Consider the following 23,278-nt stretch of genomic DNA (forward strand, 5'->3'; position numbering starts at 1 on the left):
ATATGATATTTGTTTTATGCGATTTGCTATATTTGTTGACACTTTTGTGAAAAAGCTGAAAGCGGGCACCAGACCTGCCGACCTATCTATCCACAACAAACAAGGGAATAGAATGAATCGTCCATCACATGCGCGGGTATCACCCGCCACCGTCTATCCGCCCGCTACCCGCGGCCGCACCACCGTCCTGGCCGCGCTGGCCGCCGTGTCCGTGCTGGTCTCGGTGCCGGCCATGGCCGATGTCCTGACCTTCGATAATTTGCGTCCCGACGTGTATGAAAGCGGCCAGACGCTCAATACGTCGAGCTACAATCTGCGTTTCCTGGCCGACCCGACCACGGCTGCCGGCGGCGGCGTCAGCGGCGTGGGCGCCATCCTCGATGGCCGCGCGGGTTCGTCGTGCGATATCGCCGCCTGCCCGCAGGGTGCCACCGGCAACTACCTGGCCATCCTCAACGATGGCGGCGTGAATTTCGCGCGTGCCGACCGCCAGGCGTTCAGCCTGGCCGGATTCGACTATTCCTTCATCGCGCCCGTCTCCGGCTTGCCCAACATGCAGTGGGGCGAACTGCAGCTGAGCGGCACCCTCAGCAACGGCCAGGTGGTCAGCACCTCGCTGGCGTTTCCCGGCCAGGGCAGCGATGGCAATTACCATTTCCAGGGCGCTTCCCTGCTGGGCGGTTTCAGCAACTATGCGTTCACGGGCCTGACCTTCAACGCCTGCATTTTCAATGACACTGGCGTGTGCAGCAATTCCATCGATTTCCCCGCCTTTAACCAGGGCCAGTTTGCGCTCGATAATATCAACGTCAGCGCCGTGCCGGAACCGTCGACCTACCTGCTGCTGCTGGCCGGCCTGGGCGCCATCGGCATGCTGTCGCGCCGCCGCAGCGGCAAGGTCGCCGCGTTCACCGTGCAAGGAGCGTGAGATGAAATTACGTCCCGTTTCACTCGCCATCCTCCTGCTGGCCGCCAGCCTGGCGCAAACGGCGCAGGCGCAGGAACGCCGTTCCTACATCGTGCAGCTGGTCGACAAGCCGGCCGCCACCTATACGGGCCAGGTTGACGGCCTGGCCGCCACCAAGCCGGCCCCGGGCGCGCGCATCAATGTGGGCGCCGCCGACGTGCAGGCCTATTTGAGCTACCTCGACAGCAAGCAGGCCGCCGTGGCCGGCACCGTCAGCGCGGCTGAAATCACGCACCAGTACAGCGTCGTCTTCAACGGTTTTTCCGCCTTGCTGACGGACGATGAAGTGCGGGCCCTGAAGAAAAACAGCGGCGTGGCCAGCATCAGCGCCGACTCCATCCTGCAGCTCGACACCACCTACACGCCCAGCTTCCTGGGCCTGGACAAGCCGGGCGGCCTCTGGGAGCAGCTGGGCGGCAAGGCGCACGCGGGCGAAGACATCGTCATCGGCATCGTCGACAGCGGCATCTGGCCCGAGAACACGGCCTTTGCCGACCGCCTTGACGAGAACGGCGTGCCCAGCCACAGCGGCAGCAATGTCGTGTACGGCGCGCCGCCGGCCAGCTGGCAGGGCACGTGCCAGACGGGCGAGGGATTCTCCGCCGAGAATTGCAACAACAAGCTGATCGGCGCGCGCTACTACCGCGCTTCCACGGCGGCGCTGCACTGGACGGAGTTCCTGTCGCCGCGCGATTCCGTCGCCGGCCTGACGGGCCACGGCGGCCATGGCACGCACACGGCCTCCACGGCCGGCGGCAACAATGGCGCCATCGCCACCTCGAACGGTGTGTCGCTGGGCAAGGCCTCGGGCATGGCGCCGCGCGCCCGTATCGCCGCCTATAAAGTCTGCTGGACGGCCGCGTCGACTGGCCGCAACGGCTGCGCCACGGCCGACAGCGTGGCCGCCATCGACCAGGCGGTCAAGGATGGCGTCAACGTCATTAACTTCTCCATCGGCCCGAACGCGGGCGGCGGCGCCTTCGACGAACCGACGGAAGTCGCCTTCCTTGGCGCGGCGGCGGCCGGCGTCTTCGTCGCCACCTCCGGCGGCAATTCCGGTCCATCCACGCCGGCGCCCGACGTGCCGGCGCCCGTCTCGCACATCAGCCCCTGGCTGGCAACGGTCGCCAATTCCACCCACAACCGCCTGTACGCGGGCAACGTCATCCTCAGCAACGGCAGCAAGCTGGAAGGCGCGTCGAGCAACGCGAAGACGCCGGCGCTGCCGCTGATCCGCTCGCGCGACGCGGGCCTGGCCGGCGTGCCGCCGACGGACGTCAATCTGCTGCGCTGCTTCGGCGCGGCCGATGCCGCCCCGGCTTATCTGGACCCGGCGAAAGTGGCTGGCAAGATACTCGTGTGCGACCGCGGCGGCAACGTGCTGGTCAACAAGAGCGCGAATGCCAAGACGGCGGGCGCGGCGGGCGTGGTCATCGCCAACGTGGCCGGCGGCGCCAATACCATCATCAATCAGGCGCACGTGCTGTCGACGGTACACCTGGCGCAGGCGCAGGGCGACGCGCTCAAGGCGTTCATGGCGGCCAATCCGGACGGCACGGCGGCATTGGGCGAAATCCACACCATCGCCGACACCACGGTGCAGGCGCCGATCGTCAGCGACCGCTCCTCGCGCGGGCCGAACGTGGCCAACGCGAACATCCTGAAACCCGATCTCTCGGCGCCCGGCACCAACATCCTGGCCGGCGTGACGGCCGACCTGACGCCGGCGCAGCGCGATGCCGTGGCCGCCGGTGGTGTGGCGCCAGCAGCGGAGTGGGATTTCTATTCCGGCACCTCGATGGCCAGTCCGCACGTGGCCGGCGTGGCGGCGCTGCTCAAGCAGCAGCATCCGAGCTGGTCGCCCGCGGCCATCAAGTCGGCGCTGATGACGACGGCGTTCAGCACGTATCCCGATGGCTTGAACGGTTCAGTGTCGTGGGATGCCACGGCGAAGAACTCGGGCCAGTTGCCGTGGGGCCAGGGCGCCGGCCACATCGCGCCGAACGGCGCCGCCGATCCCGGCCTCGTGTACGACGTGTCGGAAATCGACTATGCGCGTTTCCTGTGCGGCCTGAACCTGAAGGTCTACAGTCCCGCCACCTGCCAGGCCGTCGGCACCATTCCCGCCTACAACCTGAACCTGGCGTCGCTGACGGCGGCCAACGTACTGGGCACGCAAGTGCTGACGCGCACGGTGACCAACGTGGGTGCCAGCAGCGCTGTCTACAACGTCTCGGCCAGCCTGCCCGGCTACACGGTGGCGGTGACGCCAACGAGCCTGAGCCTGGCGCCGGGCGCCAAGGCGCAGTACCAAGTCAAGCTGACGCGCACCACGGCGCCGGCCAATACCTGGACCTACGGCGCCCTGAGCTGGACGGATGGCACGCACACGGTGCGCAGCCCGCTGACGGCGCGCGGCACCTCGCTGGCCGCCATTCCACTGGTCAGCAGCGAAGCGGCCACGGGCAGCAAGGTGCTGACCCTGGGCACGGGCTTCTCGGGGGCGCTGGTCGGCGTCAAGTCGGGTCTCGTCGAAGCCGTGCGCCAGACGCGCACGATCGGCCAGGCGACGACGGGCGCTGCCGCATCGGCTGCCTGCAAGGCGGGCGGCGCCACGGGTGTGAACGTGCACAACGTGGTGATCCCGGCCGGCACCCTGGCGGCGCGCTTTGCCACCTACGACGCGGAAACGACGGGCGGCGCGAATACCGACATGGACATGGAGGTCTACAACGCCGCCAATGTACTGGTCGGCAGCAGCGGCAATGAAAGTTCCAATGAACAGGTGGAACTGCGCCTGCCGGCCGCCGGCACGTACAAGGTGTGCGTGATCGGCTTTGCGCCGCAAAACGGCCACGCCGACTACACCCTGTCGTCGTGGGTGCTGGCGCCGGGCTTGAACAACGGCAACTTCAAGGCGCTGATGCCGGGCACGGCCTACACGGGCGGCACGGCGACGGTCTCCCTGAGCTGGTCCAACCTGGCCGAAGGCAAGCGTCACCTGGGCGCCGTCGGCTACCAGGTCGCTGGCGTGGTGCAGGGCGTCACGGTGGTCGAGGTCAATACCAACGATCCCGTGCCGCTGTTCCAGAACGCGCGCGCCGCCAGGCCGGTGCTGGCTGAATAAACCGTTCTTTTCGTGAACGCAAGGCGTGCCTCCTGGCACGCCTTTTTTTTATGCACCCCCCCGTTCGGGAGGAATAGCACTTGCATGGCGGTAACGCCCCCGGTATCTTGTCGGATAGCCATGGCTTTGTGTCCTGGCATTCTTGGGGAGTCGCGCGTGACCAGTTTCCGCACCAATACCGACCGCCTGCTGGAAGTGCGCCTGCAGGATGAAAAAGTGCTGGCGATTGCCGGCGCGATGGTCGCCTATACGGGCAGCATCAAATTTGAAAAATCCCTGCTGGGCGGCGAGGGCCTCTTCGGCGCGCTCAAGCGCAAGGTGACGAACGAAGGCATGCAGGTGATGCAGGCCGCCGGCACGGGTACCGTGTTTTTCGCGCAGAACGCGGCCGAAATCACCGTCATGGCGCTGGCCGGCGAAAAGCTGACCATCGAAAGCAGCAGCCTGCTGGCCTACGACACGAGCCTGAAGACGGGCACCAGCTTTGCGGGCCTGCGCGGCGCCAGTTCCGGCCAGGGCCTGTTTTCCACCACCGTCGAAGGCCACGGCAACCTGGCCGTCATTTCGCGCGGCAACCTGATCATGCTGGAAGTGACGCCGGCGCACCCGCTGCGCGTGGACCCGGACGCCTTCGTCGGCTTCAAGGGCGATATCCGCCAGGAATTCGTTTTTGATGTCAACTGGCGCACCATGATCGGCCAGAGCTCGGGCGAATCGTACCAGCACAAATTCACAGGCCAGGGCGTGGTGTTCATCCAGCCCGCCGAACGTTAAGTCAGCGAGGACCCGCGATGCCTGTCTATCAGCAAATCAATGAAAAGATGCTCGAGGTTAAACTCGGCAATGAGGAAGTGTTCGCCCGCAAGGGCGCCATGGTGTCCTACCAGGGCGACGTGGCGTTCAGCCGCTCCTTTCTGGCCGGCCAGGGCGTGCAAAGCCTGGCCATGCGCGCCGTCACGAACGAGGGCTATGCCCTGATGTCGGCGCGCGGCACGGGCAGCGTTTTTTACGCGCAGGGCGGCCTGTTCGTCACCATCGTCCCCGTGCGCGGCGAAACGTTCTATGTGGAAAGCGACTCCCTGCTGGCCTTCGATGCGCGCCTGACGGCCGGCACCATGTTCCTCGGCAACCAGGGCGGCGTGCAGGGCGTGGTGCGCGGTATGGCCTCGGGCCAGGGCTTGTTTACCACTACCTTGCAAGGCACGGGCGAAGTGGCGATTTTGTCCGACGGCAATGCCATCGGCTTGCCCGTCACGCCGGACGTGCCCGTCTTCGTCGACCCGCAAGCGTATATCGGCCACACGGGCCAGCTGAGCTCGACCATCGTCACGGACCTGAACTGGAAAACCTTTGTCGGCCAGGCGTCCGGCGAATCGTACCAGGTGAAGTTTACGGGCCAGGGCACGGTCTACATCCAAGCGAGCGAAAGGTAAGCCATGACGATTTACAACCCCGATACCTTGCCGAAGAACGATAACCTGAACCGTTTTTCCTATGTCATCGACGTCAAGGAACAGATCTTCATTCGCAAGGGCAAGATGATCGCCTTCTATGGCGAGCTGCGCTTCGAAGCCATGGGCAGCAGCGTGCTCGACCTGATCGTGCGCAATGCCTTCAATGCACCGAAATACGTGCACCACTTTGTCGTGGCGCAAGGGCAAGGTCAGTTGATCCTGGGCGACAACGGCAACGACCTGGCGTGCTACGACCTGGACAACGCCAACATGACCATCCGCGCGAAAAACCTGCTGGGGTTTACCAAGGACGTGATTTGCCAGGAATCGACCTTGCCCGGCTATCTGACCATGATAGGCACCGGTAAAGTGATCGCCTCGTCGAACGGCCCCGTGCACTTCCTGGAATTGCCGTGCCGCGTGGACGAGCAGGCCGTGCTGGGCTGGGCCGATTGCCCCAGCCCCTCGTATCACTACGATTACGCCCACGTGCAGGGCTGGGCCTCGGCCGCCGGCGCGCTCACGGGTTTTACCCTGTCGGGCGAGGAAAAGCAGATCGACTTCACGGGTGCCGGCACGGTGCTGGTGCAGTCGTCCGAGCTGGACGTGACGGGCAGCTCGGCCCTGATGCAGCTGCTGGCGCAATTGCCGCTGCTGGGCAAGGAAGACCTCGGTACCTTGAGTCTTTCCGTGCAGCAGCAACTAAAACAGGAGCGTTAAGCTACTTGACGGTCGCCCAGCCGGGCGGCCGCTTTTCAAGGAAGGCGCTCACGCCTTCCTCCGCATCCTCTTCCATCATATTGCGCGCCATCACGTCGCCCGCGTACGCATACGCCTCGTCCAGCGGCAGCTGGCGCTGCCGGTAGAACATCTGCTTGCCGTAGCGGATGGCCGTCGGGCTTTTCGCCATGATCTGCTGCGCCAGGCGCGCCACGGCCTCGTCGAGCGCCGCGTCGGCTACCGTTTCATTGATCAGGCCCCAGTCGGCGGCCGTGTCGGCGTCGATGAAGCGGCCCGTCACCAGCATGTCGAAAGCCCGCTTGGGCGACACATTGCGCGACAGGGCGACGGACGGCGTGGCGCAAAACAGGCCCACGTTGATGCCGGACACGGCAAAGCGGGCGGACGCGCCCGCCACGGCCAGGTCGCAGCTGGCGACCAGCTGGCAGCCGGCCGCCGTGGCGATGCCATGCACGCGGGCGATCACGGGCACGGGCAAGGTTTGAATGGCTTGCATCACGCGCGAGCATTGCGCGAACAGGGTTTGATAGTAATCAAGCTGGCGCGTGGCCTGCATCTGGCGCAAATCGTGGCCCGCGCAAAACGCCTTGCCTTCGGCGGCCAGCACCACGCAGCGTACGTGCGGCTGCTGCGCGATGGCATCAAACGCTTCCTGCAGCGCGGCCAGCATGGCTTCCGACAAGGCATTGAATTGCAGGGGACGGTTCAGGCGCAGGGTGACGAGCCCACCCTCGTCCTCGCGCAGCACCAGCGGCGCATCGTTATCTTGTAAAGCGGTCATGCGGTCTCCAGTGGCCTGATGGCCTTGTTTTTATGGAAAAGCTTACTTGGCGGCATTCACGCTGCCGATGCCGGCGATCGACTTGTGCACGATCTTCGGCTTGCCGTAATACGTCAGTTCGCCCATGCCGCGCACCACGGCGTTCAGCTCGCCCGAGGAATACACTTTGACGGAGCCGATGCCCTCGAAATTGACGTCGACGTTTTTCGCCAGCAAGGCTTTCGTATCGACTTCGCCCACGCCCTGCGCCTTCAGGCGCAGCCAGTCGACCTGGCCATCGGCGGCCAGGCGGCCCGCGCCCTTGTAGCTGATGTCGACTCTTGGACCATTGAGCTTGGTCAAGATCTTCTCGCCCGCGCCTTCCGCGATCAGCTTGCGCAAGGTGGGCATGGTGATGATGATGCGCGGGTCGCCCTCGGTCTTCTTGATATCTTTATCCTTCATGGAAATTTTCAGCTCGCCATCGACCACTTCCGTGATGACGCCGCTGAGGAATTTCTGGTCGCCGCGCAGCAGCAGGCTTTGCTCCTTGCCCGATTCCACTTCCATGCTGATGGGGCCGCGAATATCGATGGCGTTGAAGGCGGCGACCGTGCGGGTTTGCTCGTCGGCATGCGCGACGGTAGCGAGGCAAGCGAAGGATAGGAGTGGCAACAGGAACAGAGGACGCATGGCGGTTTCCTTGAGTAGTTGATCAGTGTATTCTATGTTGCAACATCTCCAACGGGGAGAAATTTGCGATGAACGGCGCAAATCGCGGCGCGGATGACACGCCGCCATCGCCCAGCCGCGCGCCCGCAAAGGCGCCGTTGGTCTATGCTATGGCGTACCGCGTCCTGGAGAGCAGATGAAAAATTATCACAAAGAAGATTATCCCGTCGCCGATATCCGCCGCTTCCTCGAGCCTGGCCCGGTGGTGCTCGTCAGTTCAACGTGGCAGGGCGAAAGCGACGTCATGACCATGGCCTGGCATATGCTGATGGAATTTACGCCATCCTTGCTCGGCTGTTTTATTTCCGACGCGAACCACAGCTATGAAATGATTAAGCGCAGCATGGAGTGCGTGATCAACCTGCCCACGGCCGACATGGTCGATCAGGTGGTCGCTATCGGCAATTGCAGCGGCGAAGACACGGACAAGTTCACGGCCTTCGGCCTGACGCCGCAGCCGGCCGAGCTGGTGGGCGCGCCGCTGATCGCCGAGTGCTATGCCAACTTCGAATGCAAGCTGGCCCAGGTGGCGGGCAACCCGAAGGGCGGCTTCTTCATCTTCGAGTGCGTGAAAGCCCACGTGGCCACCTCGCCCAAGCTGCCCGAAACCCTGCACTACCGGGGCAACGGCGAGTTCATGGTGTCGGGCCGGACCATCAGCCGCAAGAGCCTGATGAAGCCCGAGATGTTGTAGGTCGGATTAGCGCGGCAACGCCGCGCGTAATCCGACGATATTGTTGATGCTTGCGGTGGTGTCGGCTTACGCGCTTCGCGCTAAGCCGACCTACGCTTAAATGACCCCTTGCGCCAGCATCGCATCGGCCACTTTGACGAAGCCGGCGATGTTCGCGCCATCGACGTAGCTGACCGTGCCGTCGGCGCGCGTGCCGTATTGCTTGCACGCCGCATGGATGCCTTGCATGATCTGCAGCAAACGTGCGTCGACTTCTTCGCGCGGCCAGGAAATGCGGGCCGCGTTCTGGCTCATTTCCAGGCCGGAAGTGGCCACGCCGCCCGCATTGCTGGCCTTGCCCGGCGCGTACAGCACGCCGGCCGCCTCGAAGGCCTTGGCTGCCTCGATAGTGGTAGGCATGTTGGCCCCTTCGGCCACGCATTGCACGCCATTGGCGATGAGCAGGCGCGCATCGTCGATGTTCAGTTCATTTTGCGTGGCGCAGGGCAGGGCGATGTCGACCGGCACATGCCATGGCGACACGCCCGCTTCGAAGCGCACGCCTGTGCGTTCTGCGTAGTCGCTGACGCGGCCATACAAATGGTTCTTGACCTCCATCAGGATGGCCAGCTTTTCCGGCGTAAAACCGTCTTCGTCGATGACGGTGCCGCTCGAATCGGAGACGGTGATGACTTTCGCGCCCATGGCCATGGCTTTTTCCACCGCGTACTGCGCCACGTTGCCCGAGCCGGAAACGGACACGCGCATGCCTTCGAACGAGCGGCCCTGCGTCTTCAGCATTTCTTGCGCAAAATACACGGTGCCGTAGCCCGTCGCTTCCGGACGCATCAGCGAGCCGCCGAAGCTGGCGCCCTTGCCCGTAAACACGCAGTCGGCGCGGTTGCTGAGCTTTTTCATCATGCCGGCCATATAGCCCACTTCGCGCCCGCCCACGCCGATGTCGCCGGCCGGCACGTCCGTATCCGAACCCACGTGACGGAACAGTTCGCTGACAAACGCCTGGCAGAAGCGCATCACTTCGCCCGGGCTCTTGCCCTTCGGATCGAAATCGGCGCCGCCCTTGCCGCCGCCCATCGGTAACGTGGTCAGCGCATTCTTGAACGTCTGTTCGAAGGCAAGGAATTTCAGCACGGACAGGGTGACGGAAGGGTGGAAGCGGATGCCGCCCTTGTACGGCCCGATGGCCATGCTGTGCTGGATGCGGTAGCCGCGATTGACTTGCACCTGCCCATGGTCATCGACCCACGACACGCGGAACATCACCACGCGCTCCGGCTCGATCAAGCGTTCCAGCAAGCCTTGTTCCGCGTATTTCGGGTGCTGTTCCAGGAACGGCCACAAGCTCTCCATGACTTCGGTGACGGCTTGCAGAAACTCGGGCTGACCTGGATTGCGTGCGGCGACATGCTGGACATACTCGTGAGCAGATGCGTATTTCATCAGAATTCCATGGAGGTAATCGGTTATTTGGGCAACTATCATCGCAGATTTCGCACAAAAATGGTGCGGAAATTTGGTTTTGAGGGGTTTCTGCTACATTATGGGGAGTTTTCAGGACACTGCGGCCGATGCGAGCAGTAAACGACAACGCCAGCCCGAAGGCTGGCGTTGTCGTGGCAAGTTTGGCTGCTCAAGCCGGGTGGGCATCACCCCGCCATGCTGCGCAGGATCAAGCCCGTGATGTAGGCGCCATAGGTGCCCAGCGCATAGCCGAGCACGGCCAGCAGGACGCCCACGGGCGCCAGGGCCGGGTGGAAGGCGCTGGCGATGACGGGGGCCGAGGCGGCGCCGCCGATGTTCGCCTGCGATCCGACAGCCATGAAGAACAGCGGCGCGCGGATCAGCTTGGCGACGAGCAGCATCAGGCCGCCATGCACGGCGATCCAGATCAGGCCCAACAGGAACAGGAAAGGCTTGTCGAACAGGGCTTTCAAGTCCATGTGCATGCCGATGGTGGCCACCAGCACGTACAGCATGGACGAGCCGATGGTCGAGGCGCCCGCGCCTTCCAGGCTGCGCGCCCGGGTAAAACTCAGCAGCAGGCCGAAGGTGGTGGCGAGCACGACGATCCAGAAGAAGTTCGACGTCAGGCTGTAATCCTGCAGGCGCCATTCTGCCGGCAGGGTGGTGATCCAGCTGATGATGGGGCCGGCCAGGAAATGCGACAGGCCCGTCACACCCAGGCCCACGCCGAGGATGATCATGATGTCGGTCAGATTGGCGACGCGCGCATGCTGGTCCCGGTAGCTTTCGATGCTGTCCTTGAGCGCGTTGATGGCGGACAGATCCGCGCCCGTCCAGCGGTCGAAGGCGCCCGCACGGCCGGCCAGGAACAGCAGCACGGCCGTCCAGACGTTGGCCACCAGCACATCGACGGCGACGAACTGGCCAAACAGGGTGGCGTCCACTTCAAATACTTCCTTCATGGCCGCCTGGTTGGCGCCGCCGCCTATCCACGAGCCGGCGACAGTCGTCATGCCGCGCCACGTGTCGCCCGCCACCGTTTCCGGGTGGATCAGCCGCAGGGCCTCGAACGAGACGAGCGCGCCCAGCATGACGCCCAGCGTTCCCGTGAGGAACATGATGATGGCCTTGGGACCGAGGCGGATAATGCCGCCGAAATCGATGGCCACGCACAGCAGCACCAGCGCGCTGGGCAGCAGGTAGTCGCGCGCCACGGCGTACAGGCCGGAGGCGTTGCCGTCGATGATGCCGAAGGTGTTGAGCAGCGCCGGGATCAGATAGCACATCAGCAAGGAAGGGATATACGTGTAAAACTTTTTCCAGAAGCCGTCCGCGCGCGAGGCGGTCCAGAAGACGGCCCCCAGGGTGATGGCGAGCAGGCCGAGGACGACGGCGTCATTGGTGATCAGGGCAGAGGTGGCAGGTGGCATCGGGGATTCCGGTGAACGTGTCAGGGACGCACCGGATGCCGATAACGGCCCCGGGCGCAGGGTGGCCGTATCGTATAGCAATGTTGAAGCTTAAACAAATTGTTTAAGCGGTGGTCTGCAGATTTTTTCTTGTCAAATCAAACACTTGTAAACTGCTCGCCACCGCGCGCGCCAGACTGGCGGTTACAAATAGCGCGCCAGCAAGGCCTTGTTCAGCGCTCCGTCGAGTTCGATGCGCACGAAGTGGCCGCTGCCGGGCGCCACCTGGATTTCGCTGCCGTCGTCGGCCAGCATGCGGGTAATGGTGAAGTCGTGGTTGCCGCCCGGATGCAGGGCTTCGATGCGGTCGCCCACGGCAAAGCGGTTTTTCACGTCCACCCTGGCCCAGCCATCCGTCACGTCCAGCACGTCGCCCACATATTGGCTGCGGTCCGCCTCGGAAGCGCCGCGCATATAGTTCTGGTGCGTTTGCGTATGGTGGCGCTGGTAAAAACCGTCCGTGTAGCCGCGGTTGGCCAGGCCTTGCAGCTGGCCCAGCAGGCTGATGTCGAAGGGGCGGCCCGCCACAGCGTCGTCGATGGCCTGGCGGTAGACTTGCGCCGTGCGCGCCGCGTAGTACAGCGACTTGGTGCGGCCTTCGACCTTCAGCGAATCGACGCCGATCTTGACCAGACGTTCGATATGCTCGACGGCGCGCAAGTCCTTCGAATTCATGATGTAGGTGCCGTGCTCATCTTCGAGTATCGGCATCAGCTGGCCCGGCCGCTGCGCTTCTTCGATGAAGTAGGGCTGGTCGGCCAGCGGGTGGCGCGGCTGCTGGTGCAGGGCGGAAAAGGCATTGTTGTCCGCCTCGGCCAGCGCCTGGTGAAATTCCAGCGGCACCACCTGCATGCCGCCCAGGTCGCCGCTGGCGTCTTCGGCGGCATTTTTCACCTTGTAATCCCAGCGGCAGGAATTCGTGCATGTGCCCTGGTTCGGGTCGCGGTGGTTGAAATAGCCGGACAGCAGGCAGCGGCCCGAATAGGCGATGCACAGGGCGCCGTGCACGAACACCTCGAGTTCCATTTCCGGGCAGCGCTGGCGGATTTCCTCGATCTCGTCGAGCGACAGTTCGCGCGACAGGATCACGCGGGTCAGTCCCATGCGGTGCCAGAACTTCACGTCGGCCCAGTTGACGGCATTTGCCTGCACCGATAAGTGCACGGGAATCTCCGGCCACTTGTCGCGCACCATCATGATCAGGCCGGGATCGGCCATGATCAGGGCGTCGGGGCGCATGGCGATCACCGGTTCCATGTCGCGCAAATACGTCTTCAGCTTGGCGTTGTGGGCGAAGATATTGCTGGCGACAAAGAACTGCTTGCCCCGCGCATGCGCGCCATCAATGCCCTCCTGCAAGGCTTGCAAGGTCGAAAAATCGTTATTGCGCACGCGTAAGCTGTAGCGCGGCTGGCCCGCGTAGACGGCGTCGGCGCCATAGTCGAAGGCGGCATGCATCTTGGCCAGGGAGCCGGCAGGCAGGAGGAGTTCGGGAGCGTGGCGCATGGGCGAGGGGCAAAGCCGGCGATTGTAGGCGGGCTGGCGCCAGATTGCCTTGCCTTGGGTCAAGGGATTGACATCCGATGCCCGGCAACGTCAGACGTAAGGCGTGCCCGCCAACGCTGCCTTCAGGCCGACATGCCCCTGGTCCACCAAGGACAGAAAGCAGGTCTTGGCCAGCTGCGCGTCGCCATGCCGCGCGAAGGCGCGGTGCGCTTCGATCAGGGCCGTGCTCCAGGTGGCCAGCAGCAGGCTGGCCGCCAGCCGGGCCTGGGGATCGTGCGCGTCGCGCCCCGTGCTGTCGGTCAGCGCCGTTGCCACCACTTGCGCCAACTCGTCGCGGATCGCCCGCGCCCGCGCTTTCAGGGTCTCGCTGGCCTCGATGGTGGCGATAAAACCCTGGCCGGCGGCGGAAAACGTGACGTAGGGACTGTCTTCCCGTACCAGCCGGTGCGCCAGCAGGCGCAGCGTTTCGATGGGAGGCACCATGGGATCGCGCTGGCGCAAGGCGGCGCGCAGCAGCTCGCGTCCCTCTTCCTCGCGGTCGAAGAACATGTCTTCCTTGCGGGGGAAGTGGTTGAACACCGTCATGCGTCCCACGCTGGCAGCCGCCGCGATCTCGTCCACCGTCACCTGCTCGAAGCCGCGCACGAAAAACAAGCGCGTGGCGGCATTCGAGATGGCTTGCCGGGTGGCAAGGCGTTTGCGGGAGCGGAGGTCGGAAGGAATCGTCATGTTGCCCCGATCATACACGAAGTGTACTGAGTACAGATAAGGCTTGATGGTGTAGCCAGGCTGGGCGTACTATTTATATACTGAGTACATATTTAGATTGAGTATATGAAAATAGTCGTTCCGGCGACAGCGCTGCCTGTCATCTTTGCCACGGTCGTGCTCGACGCCGTCGGCATCGGCCTGGTCTTCCCCATCTTGCCCGCGCTGCTGCGCGACGTCACGCATGCCGATAACGTGGCGGCGTATATCGGCATCATGACGGCCCTGTATGCGTTGATGCAGTTCATCTTTGCGCCCGTGCTGGGCGCGCTGAGCGACCGCCTGGGGCGGCGCCCCGTGCTGCTGCTTTCGCTGGCGGGCGCGGCCGTCAATTACCTGTTCCTCGCGTTTGCGCCCAGCCTGTGGATGCTGCTGCTGGGGCGCGCCATTGCGGGCTTGACGAGCGCCAATGTGTCCGTGGCCACGGCCTACATCACCGATATTTCTCCCGAGGAAACGCGGGCGCGCCGTTTCGGCTTGCTCAACGCCATGTTCGGCGCCGGCTTCATCATTGGCCCCGTGCTCGGCGGCGCGCTGGGCGATTACGGGCTGCGCTTGCCGTTCATGACGGCGGCCATCTTGAATGCCGGCAACCTGCTGCTGGCGTTGCTGACGTTGCCAGAATCACGTCGGCCCACGGGCGAAAAAATCGACCTGCTGGCATTGAATCCATTGCGCCCGCTGCGCTGGGTGTTATCGCAGAAAAGCTTGCTGCCGATCACCGCCATCTTCTTTACCTTCAGCGCGGCGGGCGAGGTGTATGGCGTGTGCTGGGCGCTGTGGGGCCACGATGCGTTCGAATGGAACGGGCTGTGGATCGGCCTGTCGCTGGGCGCGTTTGGCGTGTGCCAGGCGCTGGCCCAGGCTTTTCTGCCCGGCCCGGCCGTGAAGCTGCTGGGCGAACGCGCCACCATCCTGGGGGGCGTGGCCTGCGCCTGCGTCGCGCTGGTCGTCATGGCCTTCGCCACCCGCAGCTGGATGATCTTCGCCATCATGCCCGTGTTTGCCCTGGGCGGCATCGGCGCGCCGGCCCTGCAGTCGTTGGCCACGCGGCAAGTTGCCGAGGACAGGCAAGGCCAGTTTCAGGGCGTGCTGGCCTCGTCCGTGAGCCTGGCATCCGTGCTGTGCCCGCTGGTATTTTCCAGCATTTATTTTGGCGTCAGGGCGTACTGGCCCGGCGCCGTCTGGTTGTCGGTGATCGTCGTGTATGCGGCACTGGTGCCGCTCGTGCTGGGCTTGTCGTTGGCCTCGACCACGCCGGCGTCATCGCGGGGATAGGCGTCCGGCGTTTCGTGCGCTGCGGCGGGCGCAAAATCGTCGACCTGGATCAAACCATCGACCAGGCGTGCATATTCCAGCAAGCTATTGTGCTCCTGGCAATTGACGTTGCCTGTGGCCTTGGCCGCTGCCAGCCACGGCTGCATGGCGGACAGGCTTTGCGGCAGGTGCCGCAGGGCCGCGCCTTCGGGCGTGTCCTTCAGGCGTTTTTCGATGTGCAAAACCTCGGGCAGCAGGGCCAGCGCCCGCTCGGCGCAGGCGACGGGATCGTTGCCCTCGCTGGCGACATGGCCGTCGGCCAGCAGGCGTTCGCGGTCCGCGCCCGGTGTTTGCAGGGCCAGCGCCACTTCGCTGCCCAGCTCGTCGGACGGCGGGCGGTGGGGCAGGCCGAACGGGAACAGCAAGGTGCGCAGCAGCACGGCCAGCACGCGCGCGGGGAAATTGTCGAGCACGCCCGTCAAGCCCTGCTGCGCCTTGACCAGCGCATCCTGCAGCGACCAGTGCACGTAGGGCAGGTCGGCCTCGGGCCGGCCATCGTCCTCGTAGCGCTTCAGCACTGAAGAAGCCAGGTACAGTTGCGCCAGCACGTCGCCCAATCTGGCGGACAGCCGCTCGCGGCGCTTGAGTTCGCCACCAAGCACGAACATCGACATATCCGTCATGACGGCAAACGCCGTCGACAGCCGCGTCAGGGCGCGGTAGTAGGGCGCCAGTGCCGGGGCGCCGGCGTCGGGCACGGGCGCCAGGCGCGCGCCGCCCAGTCCGTACCACAAGCCCCTGGCCACGTTGCCCAGCACAAAGCCCACATGGCCGAAGAAGGCCGCGTCGAAATCGCGCAAGGCCTTGCGGCCGTCGCTTTCGTTGACGGCGGCCATTTCCCTCAGTACATACGGATGCGCGCGGATGGCGCCCTGGCCGAAGATGATCAGGCTGCGCGTGAGGATGTTGGCCCCTTCGACGGTGATCGCGATGGGGATTTGCTGGTAGGCGCTGGCGAGGAAATTGTTCGGACCCACGCAGATGCCCTTGCCGCCGAGAATGTCCATGCCGTCGTTGACGAGCGCGCGGCCCCGTTCCGTCACATGGTATTTGACGATGGCGGAAATGACGGCCGGCTTCTCGCCCAGGTCGACGGCGTGCGCGGCCAGAGTGCGGGCCGCATCCATCAGGTACAGGTTGGCGCCCATGCGGGCCAGCGCTTCCTGCACCCCTTCGAACTTGCCGATGGGCATGTTGAACTGGCGCCGCACGGCCGCATACGCACCGGTGCCGCGCACGGCCATCTTGCCCATGCCCACGCTGGACGAGGGCAGCGAGATGGCGCGTCCGGCCGCCAGGCATTCCATCAGCATGCGCCATCCTTTGCCCACTTGCGCCTGGCCGCCGATGACCCAGTCGATGGGAATGAAGACATCGTTGCCGGACGTGGGGCCGTTCTGGAAGGCGGCGTTCAAGGGATGGTGGCGCCGGCCGATCACCACGCCGTCGTGGCGGGCGGGAATCAGGGCGCAGGTGATGCCGGGCGCGTCGTTGTCGGACAGCAAGTGGTCGGGATCGCTGGTCTGGAATGCCAGCCCCAGCAAGGTCGCCACGGGCGCCAGGGTGATGTAGCGCTTGTTCCAGGTGAGGCGGAAACCCAGGGTAGCTCTCCCCTCATGCCTGCCCATGCACACGACGCCCAGGTCGGGGATGGCGGCCGCGTCGGAGCCCGCATACGGGCTGGTCAGGGCAAAGCAGGGAATCTCGGTGCCGGCAGCCAATCGCGGCAAGTAATGGTTTTTCTGTTCCTCAGTGCCGTAGTGCAACAGCAACTCGGCCGGTCCCAGCGAATTGGGCACCATCACGGTCACGACCAGCGCCGAGCAGCGGCTCGACAGTTTCATCACCACTTGCGAATGCATGTAGGCGGAGAACTGTTTGCCGCCGTATTGCTTGGGAATGATCATGCCGAGGAAACCCTGGCTTTTCATGTAGGCCCAGGCTTGCGGTGGCAAATCCTGCGCCTGTTGGGTTTCCCAGTCGTCGACCAGTTCGCACAAGCGCTCGACGTCATGGTCAAGAAAATGGCGCTCTTCGGCGCTGAGCGTGGCGCGGCCATAGCCCAGCAATTTTTTCCAGTCGGGCCGGCCGGAAAATAGCTCGGCATCCCACCACGTGGTGCCCGCTTCGAGCGCGTCGCGTTCCGTGTCGGACATGGTCGGCAGGATGCGCTTGAACAGCGCCAGCAAGTGTGGAGTAATCAGGGCGCGGCGCACGGGGCCCAGCGCGAACAGTAGAACCAGGCCCAGCAGGGCCACCAGCAATATGAGCGTCAGCATGCGATATCTCCCTGTGTAATAGGAACAGGGTAGGCCGATGCGGCCGACGTTACTGTGCGGTACAGCGCATACGCAGCAACGCCAACCGCAAGGGTTGGCGTTGTAGCTGAACAAAGTTGTCGCCGATAGCCGGCGCTAACGGTATTAGCGTTGCGGAACGACAATCACCGTATCGCCCGTCTTGCCCTTGGCACCGTCGTCGCCCTTGGCGCCATCGTTGCCTTGCGCACCGGTAGCGCCCTTGGCGCCATCGTATCCGGCGGCACCGCTGTCGCCGGTCTGGCCCGTGGCGCCGGTGGCACCGGTCGCGCCGGCAGGGGCTTCAGCGCCCTTGGCGCCCGTGGCGCCGGCAGGACCAGGCGCGCCGGCAGGGCCGGGAACGACTTGGACGACGGTCGGTGCGGGTGGCGCTTCGCGCTGGCAAGCGGTCAGGGCGAGGGTAGAGGCGAGCGCGAGCAATATCAGGGTAGGTTTCATGATGCATCCTTTGGCAGTGAGCCGTAATGTACGGAACGGCTCGACGGCGTCGGGCGCGAGTTTCGCATGGCGGTGTGGCGGGAGAGCTGACCAGCCGACCCATCAGCCGTGTCGCGCAGGGCGCTGGCGGCGGGAGGGAAAGTGATGGTCTGCCTGCAGCATGGGCTCTTGGGCGGCTGCAGTCCGTTCGTTTGCGTACATAGCGGCGGGGTGGGGTGGAGGTTTTGTGCAAGGCAAACAAAAAAGCCAACCCGGAGGTTGGCTGAGGATGTTCAGAGCGGGCTGGCAGCTCCCTGATTGACCGTCTGGTGCTGCCTGGCGCGCTTATTTAACGGTGAAACTTTTGTCGTAGCCACCATTCGTACTTGTATATCCTAATGTGTCACGGAACGCTGTCCAGCCAACCGTCCAGGAGCCGGCTTTGGCGCCTGCGGGTATCGTCACCGTTGAACTGAAAGTAGCATGCTTCGCGTCGCCGGATGCCAGCCCCCATTTGCTGTCGATGCGGGTGCCGCCGATATCGGCGCTGTTGTACCAATAGGGATTGGGCAGGGCGTTGAGATTGATCCCGGTGGCATCTGTCACGGTGACGGCGGTCGTCACCAGTTGACTTGTCTGCGAGACGTCAACGATGGCGGGGGTGACAGTGATGGCAGAAACGGCGGGCCCTGACGTGTCGCTGAGCCCATTGCTTTGCACGGTGAAACCCTGGCTATAGCCGCCATTTGTACTCGTATATCCTAATGTGTCACGGAACGCTGTCCAGCCAACCGTCCAGGAGCCGGCTTTGGCGCCTGCGGGTATCGTCACCGTTGAACTGAACGTAGCATGCTTCGCGTCGCCGGATGCCAGCACCCATTTGCTGTCGATGCGGGTGCCGCCGATATCGGCGCTGTTGTACCAATAGGGATTGGGCAGGGCGTTGAGATTGATCCCGGTGGCATCTGTCACGGTGACGGTGGTCGTCACCAGTTGACTTGTCTGGGAGACATCAACGGTGGTGGGATTGACGGTGATGGCTGACACGGTGGGACCCGATGTGTCGCTGAGTTCATTACTTTGCACGGTGAAACCCTGGCTGTAGCCGCCATTTGTACTCGTATAGTCTAATACGTCACGGAAGGCGAGCGAGCCGACCAGCCATTCGCCTGCTTTGGCGCCTGCGGGGATCGTCACCGTCGAACTGAAGGTGGCATGCTTCGCGTCGCCGGACGCCAGTTTCCATTGGCTGTTGATGCGGGTGCCGCCGATGTCGGCGACGTTGTACCAATGGGGGGCGGGCAGGGCGTTGAGATTGACGCCGGTGGCATCTGTCACGCTGACGGTGGCCGTCACCTGTTGACTTGTCTGCGAGACGTCAATGATGGCGGGGGTGACAGTGATGGCCGACACGTTGGGGCCGGAGTTGTCGACGGCGCTGGCGGTGACAGTAACAGTTGCGTCCGCACTGCTCGCCTTGCCATCGTTGACGATGAGTTTAGCTACATACAAACCGGTGGTATCGGCGGTAAAGGTGCTCTTGGCCGAGCTGGCGGAAGACAAGGAGGCCTTGCTGTTCGCCGGTTTTGTCGTCAGCTCCCAGGCAAAAGTCAAGACATCGCCATTGGCGTCCGAACTGGCGCTGCCATCGAGTTCCACCACGCTGCCGGACAAAACATTTTGCGCGTAGCCTGCGTTCGCCACCGGCGCCGCATTGGCTACACTGGCCGTAATACTGACCGCTGCCGCGTTGCTGCTGACCTTGCCGTCGTTGACGATGACGCTGGCAACATAGGTGCCGGCCACATCCGCCGTAAAAGTGGGTCTGACGGAGGTCGGCGACGACAAGCTTGCCGTACTGCCTGCCGGTCTGGATTGCAGGGTCCATGCATAGCTGAGCGTACGGCCGGCATCGGCCGAACTGGCGCTGCCATCGAGCGTGACGACAGTCCCCGTCACCACGCTTTGTAGCGGTCCCGCCTGGGCGACAGGGGGGACGGCAGCAATATCGGCGATGATTTGCTTGATGGCGTCTGTATTGGTGATCTTGGCCAGCGCGGTGACGACCTGGGTGAGCCGGGCGGCGTTGATTTTTACTCTGAGCGCATCCAGAAGCCTGTCCTGCGCATCGCCGCCGGCCGGGTTGCCCTGTGTCGCGGCTTTCAATGGCGTGGCAAGGAAATCAACGAGGGGGCTCGTGTCGACGACACCGTTGAGTACCGTCCCCACATCAGCCTGCGCTGCCTTCACTGCAGTGGGAGTGACCTTGTTGTTGGCAATCGTGGCGTCAAACGCGGCAAAGAAGACCGTCGGTTCGCTCCCCAGTACCCGCGCCGTCAGCATTTCGGTTAGTGGCGTTATGTTGGCAGTGGCGGCGCTGCCGTTTCCCAGCACGAGCGTGTGTAATTTTGAGCCATCCGCCGGATCGGTGATCTGGAGCAGGCACGGTAGGTTGCCGCCGGCTACGGCAAGGCTGTAGCTGCCGTCAGCCAGCGTCGTGGCGTTGCCGGTGCCTGTCTGGCATTTGGCAGTAATAGTGGCGCCAGCAATGGCCTTCCCCGTTGCGGCAGTGCCGTTGACTGTTAGACTTGTTGGGGTGACAGGAACAGGTGACGAGCCACCACCGCCACCGCATGCAACGAGCATGCACGAACTAAGTACAGTTGCCAGTATCTTCATTGAATCTATCCATTTCTAATTTTTAAGTGATGCCTGTGCTTGCGTCGTACTGAAATGGCCTGGTGTGGCCAGAGTCAGGCTGCTGATGTAAATTATATATCTTTTGAGCAATATTGCTTGTTTCAAATCCAGCCGATGAATTTGACGAAGGCGTGCCCCGCCAGAGCGTTGGGCAAGCTATCGCTGTGCGTAACGCTGCGTGACTGGCGATGAGGCTGTAGCGAGAGCGAGCAACGCTGAAAAAAAAGCCAAGCCGAAGGCTGGCTTTTTGCTATGTAGTGCTGAATGGGTGCCAAGTACCGAATAAGCCTGCACTCTGATTTGAGGCGGTCGTCCTCCGCGGCGACGGAAGGCGTGGCGTGAATGAGCTTTAAGTCGACACGTTTGTATGGCGGAGCAAATAAACGCGAGCAAGGAGAAGAGCCGTCCGAAGTATGCTGGCCTACCGGACACCATGGATGGACCGGGGCAAAGACTTTTGAGCCGGTGTCCAGTCCTAAAATAGGTTGACAGTATTTATTGCTGCACAAACGCCCGATGCACCGCATCGGGCGTTTTGTACTTCAAGGCCGTATGTGGTCGTTCCTGGTTGTATATCCGCACCGATTGCGCCACCATTTTGCTCGCCTGTTTCAGGTCTGCAGGTCGATTCAGCAAGAACTCGCCTTTCAGAATGCCGTTGATACGTTCGGCCAGCGCATTCTGATAGCAGTCGTAGCCGTCGGTCATGGAGCAAGTCAGTCCATGACGACGATGAATTTCTTGATAGTAAGTCGAGCAGTACTGGATGCCCCTGTCTGAATGATGGATCAGCGGCGTCTTGCGCTGTCGTGCTCGCAGGGCCATCTTCAAGGCCTCGCTGACCTCTTCGGTTTGCAGGCTTGCGTGCACGTGATAGCCCACGATCTTGCGCGAATACGCATCCGTTACCAAGCTCAGATAGACGAATTTTCCGGCGGTCGGGAGATACGTGATATCGGCTACCCACACCTGCTCCGGCCGCGTGGCGAGCACTTGTCCCGGCCCCTCCCTGAGTAAATTGGGATGGCGCCGGAAGCGGTGATGGCTATTCGTGGTCTTATGATAGGCCCGCTGTGGTTGCACCAGCAGCCGCTCCTGGCGCAAGATATCAAAGAGTCCATCGCGTCCCAATTTGATTTTTGCACCGGAAAAGGCTGCACCGAGCATGCTGTGCAGCTTGCGCGTGCCGATGCGTGGCTGGCGCAGGCGTATCGGCTGCACCAGCTTGACGACAGTTTGCGCCCTGTCCAGGCAATGTCGCTCGCGCTGACGGCGCTGGTAATACGCTTGGCGGCTGATGCCGACACAGCGGCAGGCCCGTTCGACGCTTAATCCTTCGACTTGCTTGCGCGCGATGACCTGCCCAAAGGCTTTTTTACCGGCACCCCGTATTCGTCACGCAGGACGTCGAGAACCGCCTCGAACAGCGCGGATTTCTGTTTTTCTTCCTTGAGCTGACGCTCCAGCTCCTTGATGCGCTGCTCTGGCGTCAGTGGCCTGGCTGGTGTGTCTGTCATGGTCGCTCTCCGTTCGCTTCGGCCCCTGGGATGCGTCCAATCCTGCAGGCCGTGTTTGCGACACCATACCAAAACTGTCGACCGACCCTGTATTCCGTAGCGCGTTTGCGCCTGCTTGTACGTCATCTCGCCTTTTTCAACCTGCTCGACAACGCTCAATTTAAAAGCCAGGCTGTAATCTCGCTGACTGCGTCGAAACCCTTGTTCCATCGGACACTCCTTCTCTGTAACGAAAAAGTGTCAACTTATTCCAGGACGGGTCACGGTAAACAAAAAAGCCAACCCGGAGGTTGGCTTTTTGCTATGTTCTGCTGAATTCTTGGTGGCCCGGGGCGGAATCGAACCACCGACACAAGGATTTTCAATCCTCTGCTCTACCGACTGAGCTACCAGGCCAAGGCGGCGAATTATAGCAGAAAGACTTTCCACATGACCAGAGCTAGCTGTGTTCAAATGCAACAGATGGCCAAAACATGGTGTTTTGGCATCCTTGTATGAGCTGAAGGGATGTGGCGATGCGGCGACGTATTGGAGTGCAGGGCCTGGCGGCTGCGGGCTTGTTCAGTTTGTTTTGCGGTACGGCGCGGGCCGACGGGCTGGCCGATCTGAATGCGGCGCTGGCGCGCTTGCAGGGCCAGCTGCCCATCAAGGCGCAAGTGGAATCGAAAACCTGGCGCCGCGAGGGCGAGGGCAAGGCGGCGGAAGAGGATAGCGGCCAGGCCACGGTGGCTGTCGAGGGCGGACCGGCGGGCTTGCAAGTGCTCTACGGCAAGGATTTGCTGGCGAAAGTGGAGGCCGAGCAGCGCGCCAGGGTGAAGGACCCGAAGGTCAAGACGCCGATCGGCTTTGCGCTGGGGGAGATGAAGGCGGCGGAGTTGCGTTCCATGGTGTCGGCGGCCGATTCCCTGTCGCGCGAGATCGAGGAAGCCGTGTTCAGCGGGGAAAAGATCGATAGCTACAAGGGCAAGCCCGCGCGCCTGCTCAGCTTTACCTTGTCGCTCGACAAGGTGCCGGAGAAAGACCGCAAGTATGTGAAGAAGTTCGACGGCGGCATCGAGGTATGGATCGCCGCCGACGGCACGCCGCTGGCCAGCCATTTCCACTTTGACGTGAGCGGGCGCGCCTTTGTCGTCGTCAGCTTTACGCAAAAGACGGACGAGACGCGCCAGTATGGCGTCAGCGGCGACCATCTATTGTTGCTGCGCAAGGAAAGCAAGAATGCCACCTCGGGTGCGGGCGAGAAGGTGGAAAGCAAGATCGTCAAGACCTTGCAGCTGCAGTCCTGACGTGTTGCAGCATCACGCAAGCCGCTGATCCAGCGGCTTTT

At 63.0% G+C, this 23,278-nt stretch carries 17 protein-coding genes, 1 tRNA gene and 1 pseudogene; 8 read left to right on the forward strand and 11 right to left on the reverse strand.

The annotated features are described in order from the left end of the window. Positions 1–112 precede the first annotated feature (112 nt). From JAB4_RS04565 to JAB4_RS04585, 5 genes are all read left to right on the forward strand, one after another. On the forward strand, positions 113–928 hold the full coding sequence (locus tag JAB4_RS04565) for an NF038120 family PEP-CTERM protein (protein WP_070217683.1): 816 nt from the start codon (positions 113–115) through the stop codon (positions 926–928). Between the two features lies 1 nt (position 929). Then, the gene (locus JAB4_RS31015; RefSeq protein ID WP_070217681.1) at positions 930–4,094 is read left to right on the forward strand and encodes a S8 family serine peptidase; all 3,165 of its coding nucleotides are present in this window, start codon (positions 930–932) and stop codon (positions 4,092–4,094) included. 120 nt (positions 4,095–4,214) lie between these two features. Continuing rightward, entirely contained in the window at positions 4,215–4,868 is a 654-nt protein-coding gene (locus JAB4_RS04575) for an AIM24 family protein (RefSeq protein ID WP_083287479.1), read from the forward strand. Positions 4,869–4,885: 17 nt separating this feature from the next. Beyond that, positions 4,886–5,527: an AIM24 family protein gene (locus tag JAB4_RS04580; RefSeq protein ID WP_034784288.1), complete on the forward strand. Its 642-nt coding sequence runs from the start codon at positions 4,886–4,888 to the stop codon at positions 5,525–5,527. Positions 5,528–5,530: 3 nt separating this feature from the next. Next, a complete protein-coding gene (locus JAB4_RS04585) occupies positions 5,531–6,268 on the forward strand; it encodes an AIM24 family protein (protein WP_070217678.1) in 738 nt (245 codons plus the stop codon). Between the two features lies 1 nt (position 6,269). Here JAB4_RS04585 and JAB4_RS04590 read toward each other — a convergent pair whose 3' ends face one another. Further along, positions 6,270–7,070, reverse strand: coding sequence for an enoyl-CoA hydratase (locus JAB4_RS04590; protein WP_070217674.1), 801 nt, complete (start codon positions 7,068–7,070; stop codon positions 6,270–6,272). A 42-nt stretch (positions 7,071–7,112) separates the two neighbouring features. After that, positions 7,113–7,742 carry a head GIN domain-containing protein gene (locus tag JAB4_RS04595; RefSeq protein ID WP_070217672.1) on the reverse strand — a complete coding sequence of 210 codons (630 nt, stop codon included), beginning with the start codon at positions 7,740–7,742 and terminating at the stop codon, positions 7,113–7,115. A gap of 175 nt (positions 7,743–7,917) precedes the next feature. Here JAB4_RS04595 and JAB4_RS04600 point away from each other — a divergent pair, with 175 nt between their 5' ends. Then, positions 7,918–8,475 (forward strand): flavin reductase family protein, encoded by a 558-nt coding sequence (locus tag JAB4_RS04600; protein ID WP_070217670.1) that lies wholly within the window; start codon positions 7,918–7,920, stop codon positions 8,473–8,475. A 96-nt stretch (positions 8,476–8,571) separates the two neighbouring features. Here JAB4_RS04600 and gdhA read toward each other — a convergent pair whose 3' ends face one another. From gdhA to JAB4_RS04620, 4 genes are all read right to left on the reverse strand, one after another. Further along, the gene (gene gdhA, locus JAB4_RS04605) at positions 8,572–9,915 is read right to left on the reverse strand and encodes an NADP-specific glutamate dehydrogenase (protein WP_070217667.1); all 1,344 of its coding nucleotides are present in this window, start codon (positions 9,913–9,915) and stop codon (positions 8,572–8,574) included. A gap of 206 nt (positions 9,916–10,121) precedes the next feature. Further along, positions 10,122–11,369: a DUF819 family protein gene (locus tag JAB4_RS04610; protein ID WP_070217665.1), complete on the reverse strand. Its 1,248-nt coding sequence runs from the start codon at positions 11,367–11,369 to the stop codon at positions 10,122–10,124. A 183-nt stretch (positions 11,370–11,552) separates the two neighbouring features. After that, a complete protein-coding gene (yegQ, locus tag JAB4_RS04615; protein WP_070217663.1) occupies positions 11,553–12,914 on the reverse strand; it encodes a tRNA 5-hydroxyuridine modification protein YegQ in 1,362 nt (453 codons plus the stop codon). Between the two features lie 90 nt (positions 12,915–13,004). Continuing rightward, entirely contained in the window at positions 13,005–13,643 is a 639-nt protein-coding gene (locus tag JAB4_RS04620; protein ID WP_070217661.1) for a TetR/AcrR family transcriptional regulator, read from the reverse strand. A gap of 105 nt (positions 13,644–13,748) precedes the next feature. Between JAB4_RS04620 and JAB4_RS30600 the strand changes: the two are divergent. Further along, positions 13,749–14,855 (forward strand): annotated as a pseudogene (locus JAB4_RS30600) (TCR/Tet family MFS transporter); the annotation flags it as partial. Here the strand turns inward: JAB4_RS30600 and JAB4_RS04625 are convergent. The 5 genes from JAB4_RS04625 to JAB4_RS04645 form a co-directional block, all read right to left on the reverse strand. Continuing rightward, on the reverse strand, positions 14,831–17,278 hold the full coding sequence (locus JAB4_RS04625) for an acyl-CoA dehydrogenase (protein WP_071650122.1): 2,448 nt from the start codon (positions 17,276–17,278) through the stop codon (positions 14,831–14,833). The pseudogene JAB4_RS30600 and the gene JAB4_RS04625 sit on opposite strands and share 25 nt — an antisense overlap. A 144-nt stretch (positions 17,279–17,422) precedes the next feature. Beyond that, a complete protein-coding gene (locus tag JAB4_RS30895; protein WP_070217656.1) occupies positions 17,423–17,755 on the reverse strand; it encodes a hypothetical protein in 333 nt (110 codons plus the stop codon). 324 nt (positions 17,756–18,079) lie between these two features. Then, entirely contained in the window at positions 18,080–20,413 is a 2,334-nt protein-coding gene (locus JAB4_RS04635) for a PKD domain-containing protein (RefSeq protein ID WP_139143926.1), read from the reverse strand. 516 nt (positions 20,414–20,929) lie between these two features. Then, positions 20,930–22,161, reverse strand: a protein-coding gene (locus JAB4_RS04640; RefSeq protein WP_265334705.1) for an IS3 family transposase whose coding sequence is annotated in 2 segments (ribosomal slippage) — positions 20,930–21,793 and positions 21,796–22,161 — 1,230 coding nt in all. Because the reading frame shifts where the segments join, the coding sequence is not laid out codon by codon here. Between the two features lie 110 nt (positions 22,162–22,271). Then, positions 22,272–22,347, reverse strand: a tRNA-Phe gene (locus JAB4_RS04645). 119 nt (positions 22,348–22,466) lie between these two features. On the opposite strand from JAB4_RS04645, the gene JAB4_RS04650 reads away from it, so the two are divergent. Further along, complete coding sequence (locus tag JAB4_RS04650) at positions 22,467–23,237, forward strand: hypothetical protein (protein WP_227742095.1); 771 nt, start codon at positions 22,467–22,469, stop codon at positions 23,235–23,237. The last annotated feature ends 41 nt before the right edge of the window (positions 23,238–23,278 follow it).

Source organism: Janthinobacterium sp. HH102, from assembly GCF_001758625.2.
Classification (GTDB): domain Bacteria; phylum Pseudomonadota; class Gammaproteobacteria; order Burkholderiales; family Burkholderiaceae_D; genus Janthinobacterium.

Bases quoted from the DNA above. Each gene is read 5' to 3' on its own strand.
- JAB4_RS04565 (WP_070217683.1), top strand. From the start codon at position 113: ATGAATCGTCCATCACATGCGCGGGTATCACCCGCCACCGTCTATCCG.
- JAB4_RS31015 (WP_070217681.1), top strand. From the start codon at position 930: ATGAAATTACGTCCCGTTTCACTCGCCATCCTCCTGCTGGCCGCCAGC.
- JAB4_RS04575 (WP_083287479.1), top strand. From the start codon at position 4,215: ATGGCTTTGTGTCCTGGCATTCTTGGGGAGTCGCGCGTGACCAGTTTC.
- JAB4_RS04580 (WP_034784288.1), top strand. From the start codon at position 4,886: ATGCCTGTCTATCAGCAAATCAATGAAAAGATGCTCGAGGTTAAACTC.
- JAB4_RS04585 (WP_070217678.1), top strand. From the start codon at position 5,531: ATGACGATTTACAACCCCGATACCTTGCCGAAGAACGATAACCTGAAC.
- JAB4_RS04590 (WP_070217674.1), bottom strand. From the start codon at position 7,070: ATGACCGCTTTACAAGATAACGATGCGCCGCTGGTGCTGCGCGAGGAC.
- JAB4_RS04595 (WP_070217672.1), bottom strand. From the start codon at position 7,742: ATGCGTCCTCTGTTCCTGTTGCCACTCCTATCCTTCGCTTGCCTCGCT.
- JAB4_RS04600 (WP_070217670.1), top strand. From the start codon at position 7,918: ATGAAAAATTATCACAAAGAAGATTATCCCGTCGCCGATATCCGCCGC.
- gdhA (WP_070217667.1), bottom strand. From the start codon at position 9,915: ATGAAATACGCATCTGCTCACGAGTATGTCCAGCATGTCGCCGCACGC.
- JAB4_RS04610 (WP_070217665.1), bottom strand. From the start codon at position 11,369: ATGCCACCTGCCACCTCTGCCCTGATCACCAATGACGCCGTCGTCCTC.
- yegQ (WP_070217663.1), bottom strand. From the start codon at position 12,914: ATGCGCCACGCTCCCGAACTCCTCCTGCCTGCCGGCTCCCTGGCCAAG.
- JAB4_RS04620 (WP_070217661.1), bottom strand. From the start codon at position 13,643: ATGACGATTCCTTCCGACCTCCGCTCCCGCAAACGCCTTGCCACCCGG.
- JAB4_RS04625 (WP_071650122.1), bottom strand. From the start codon at position 17,278: ATGCTGACGCTCATATTGCTGGTGGCCCTGCTGGGCCTGGTTCTACTG.
- JAB4_RS30895 (WP_070217656.1), bottom strand. From the start codon at position 17,755: ATGAAACCTACCCTGATATTGCTCGCGCTCGCCTCTACCCTCGCCCTG.
- JAB4_RS04635 (WP_139143926.1), bottom strand. From the start codon at position 20,413: ATGAAGATACTGGCAACTGTACTTAGTTCGTGCATGCTCGTTGCATGC.
- JAB4_RS04650 (WP_227742095.1), top strand. From the start codon at position 22,467: ATGCGGCGACGTATTGGAGTGCAGGGCCTGGCGGCTGCGGGCTTGTTC.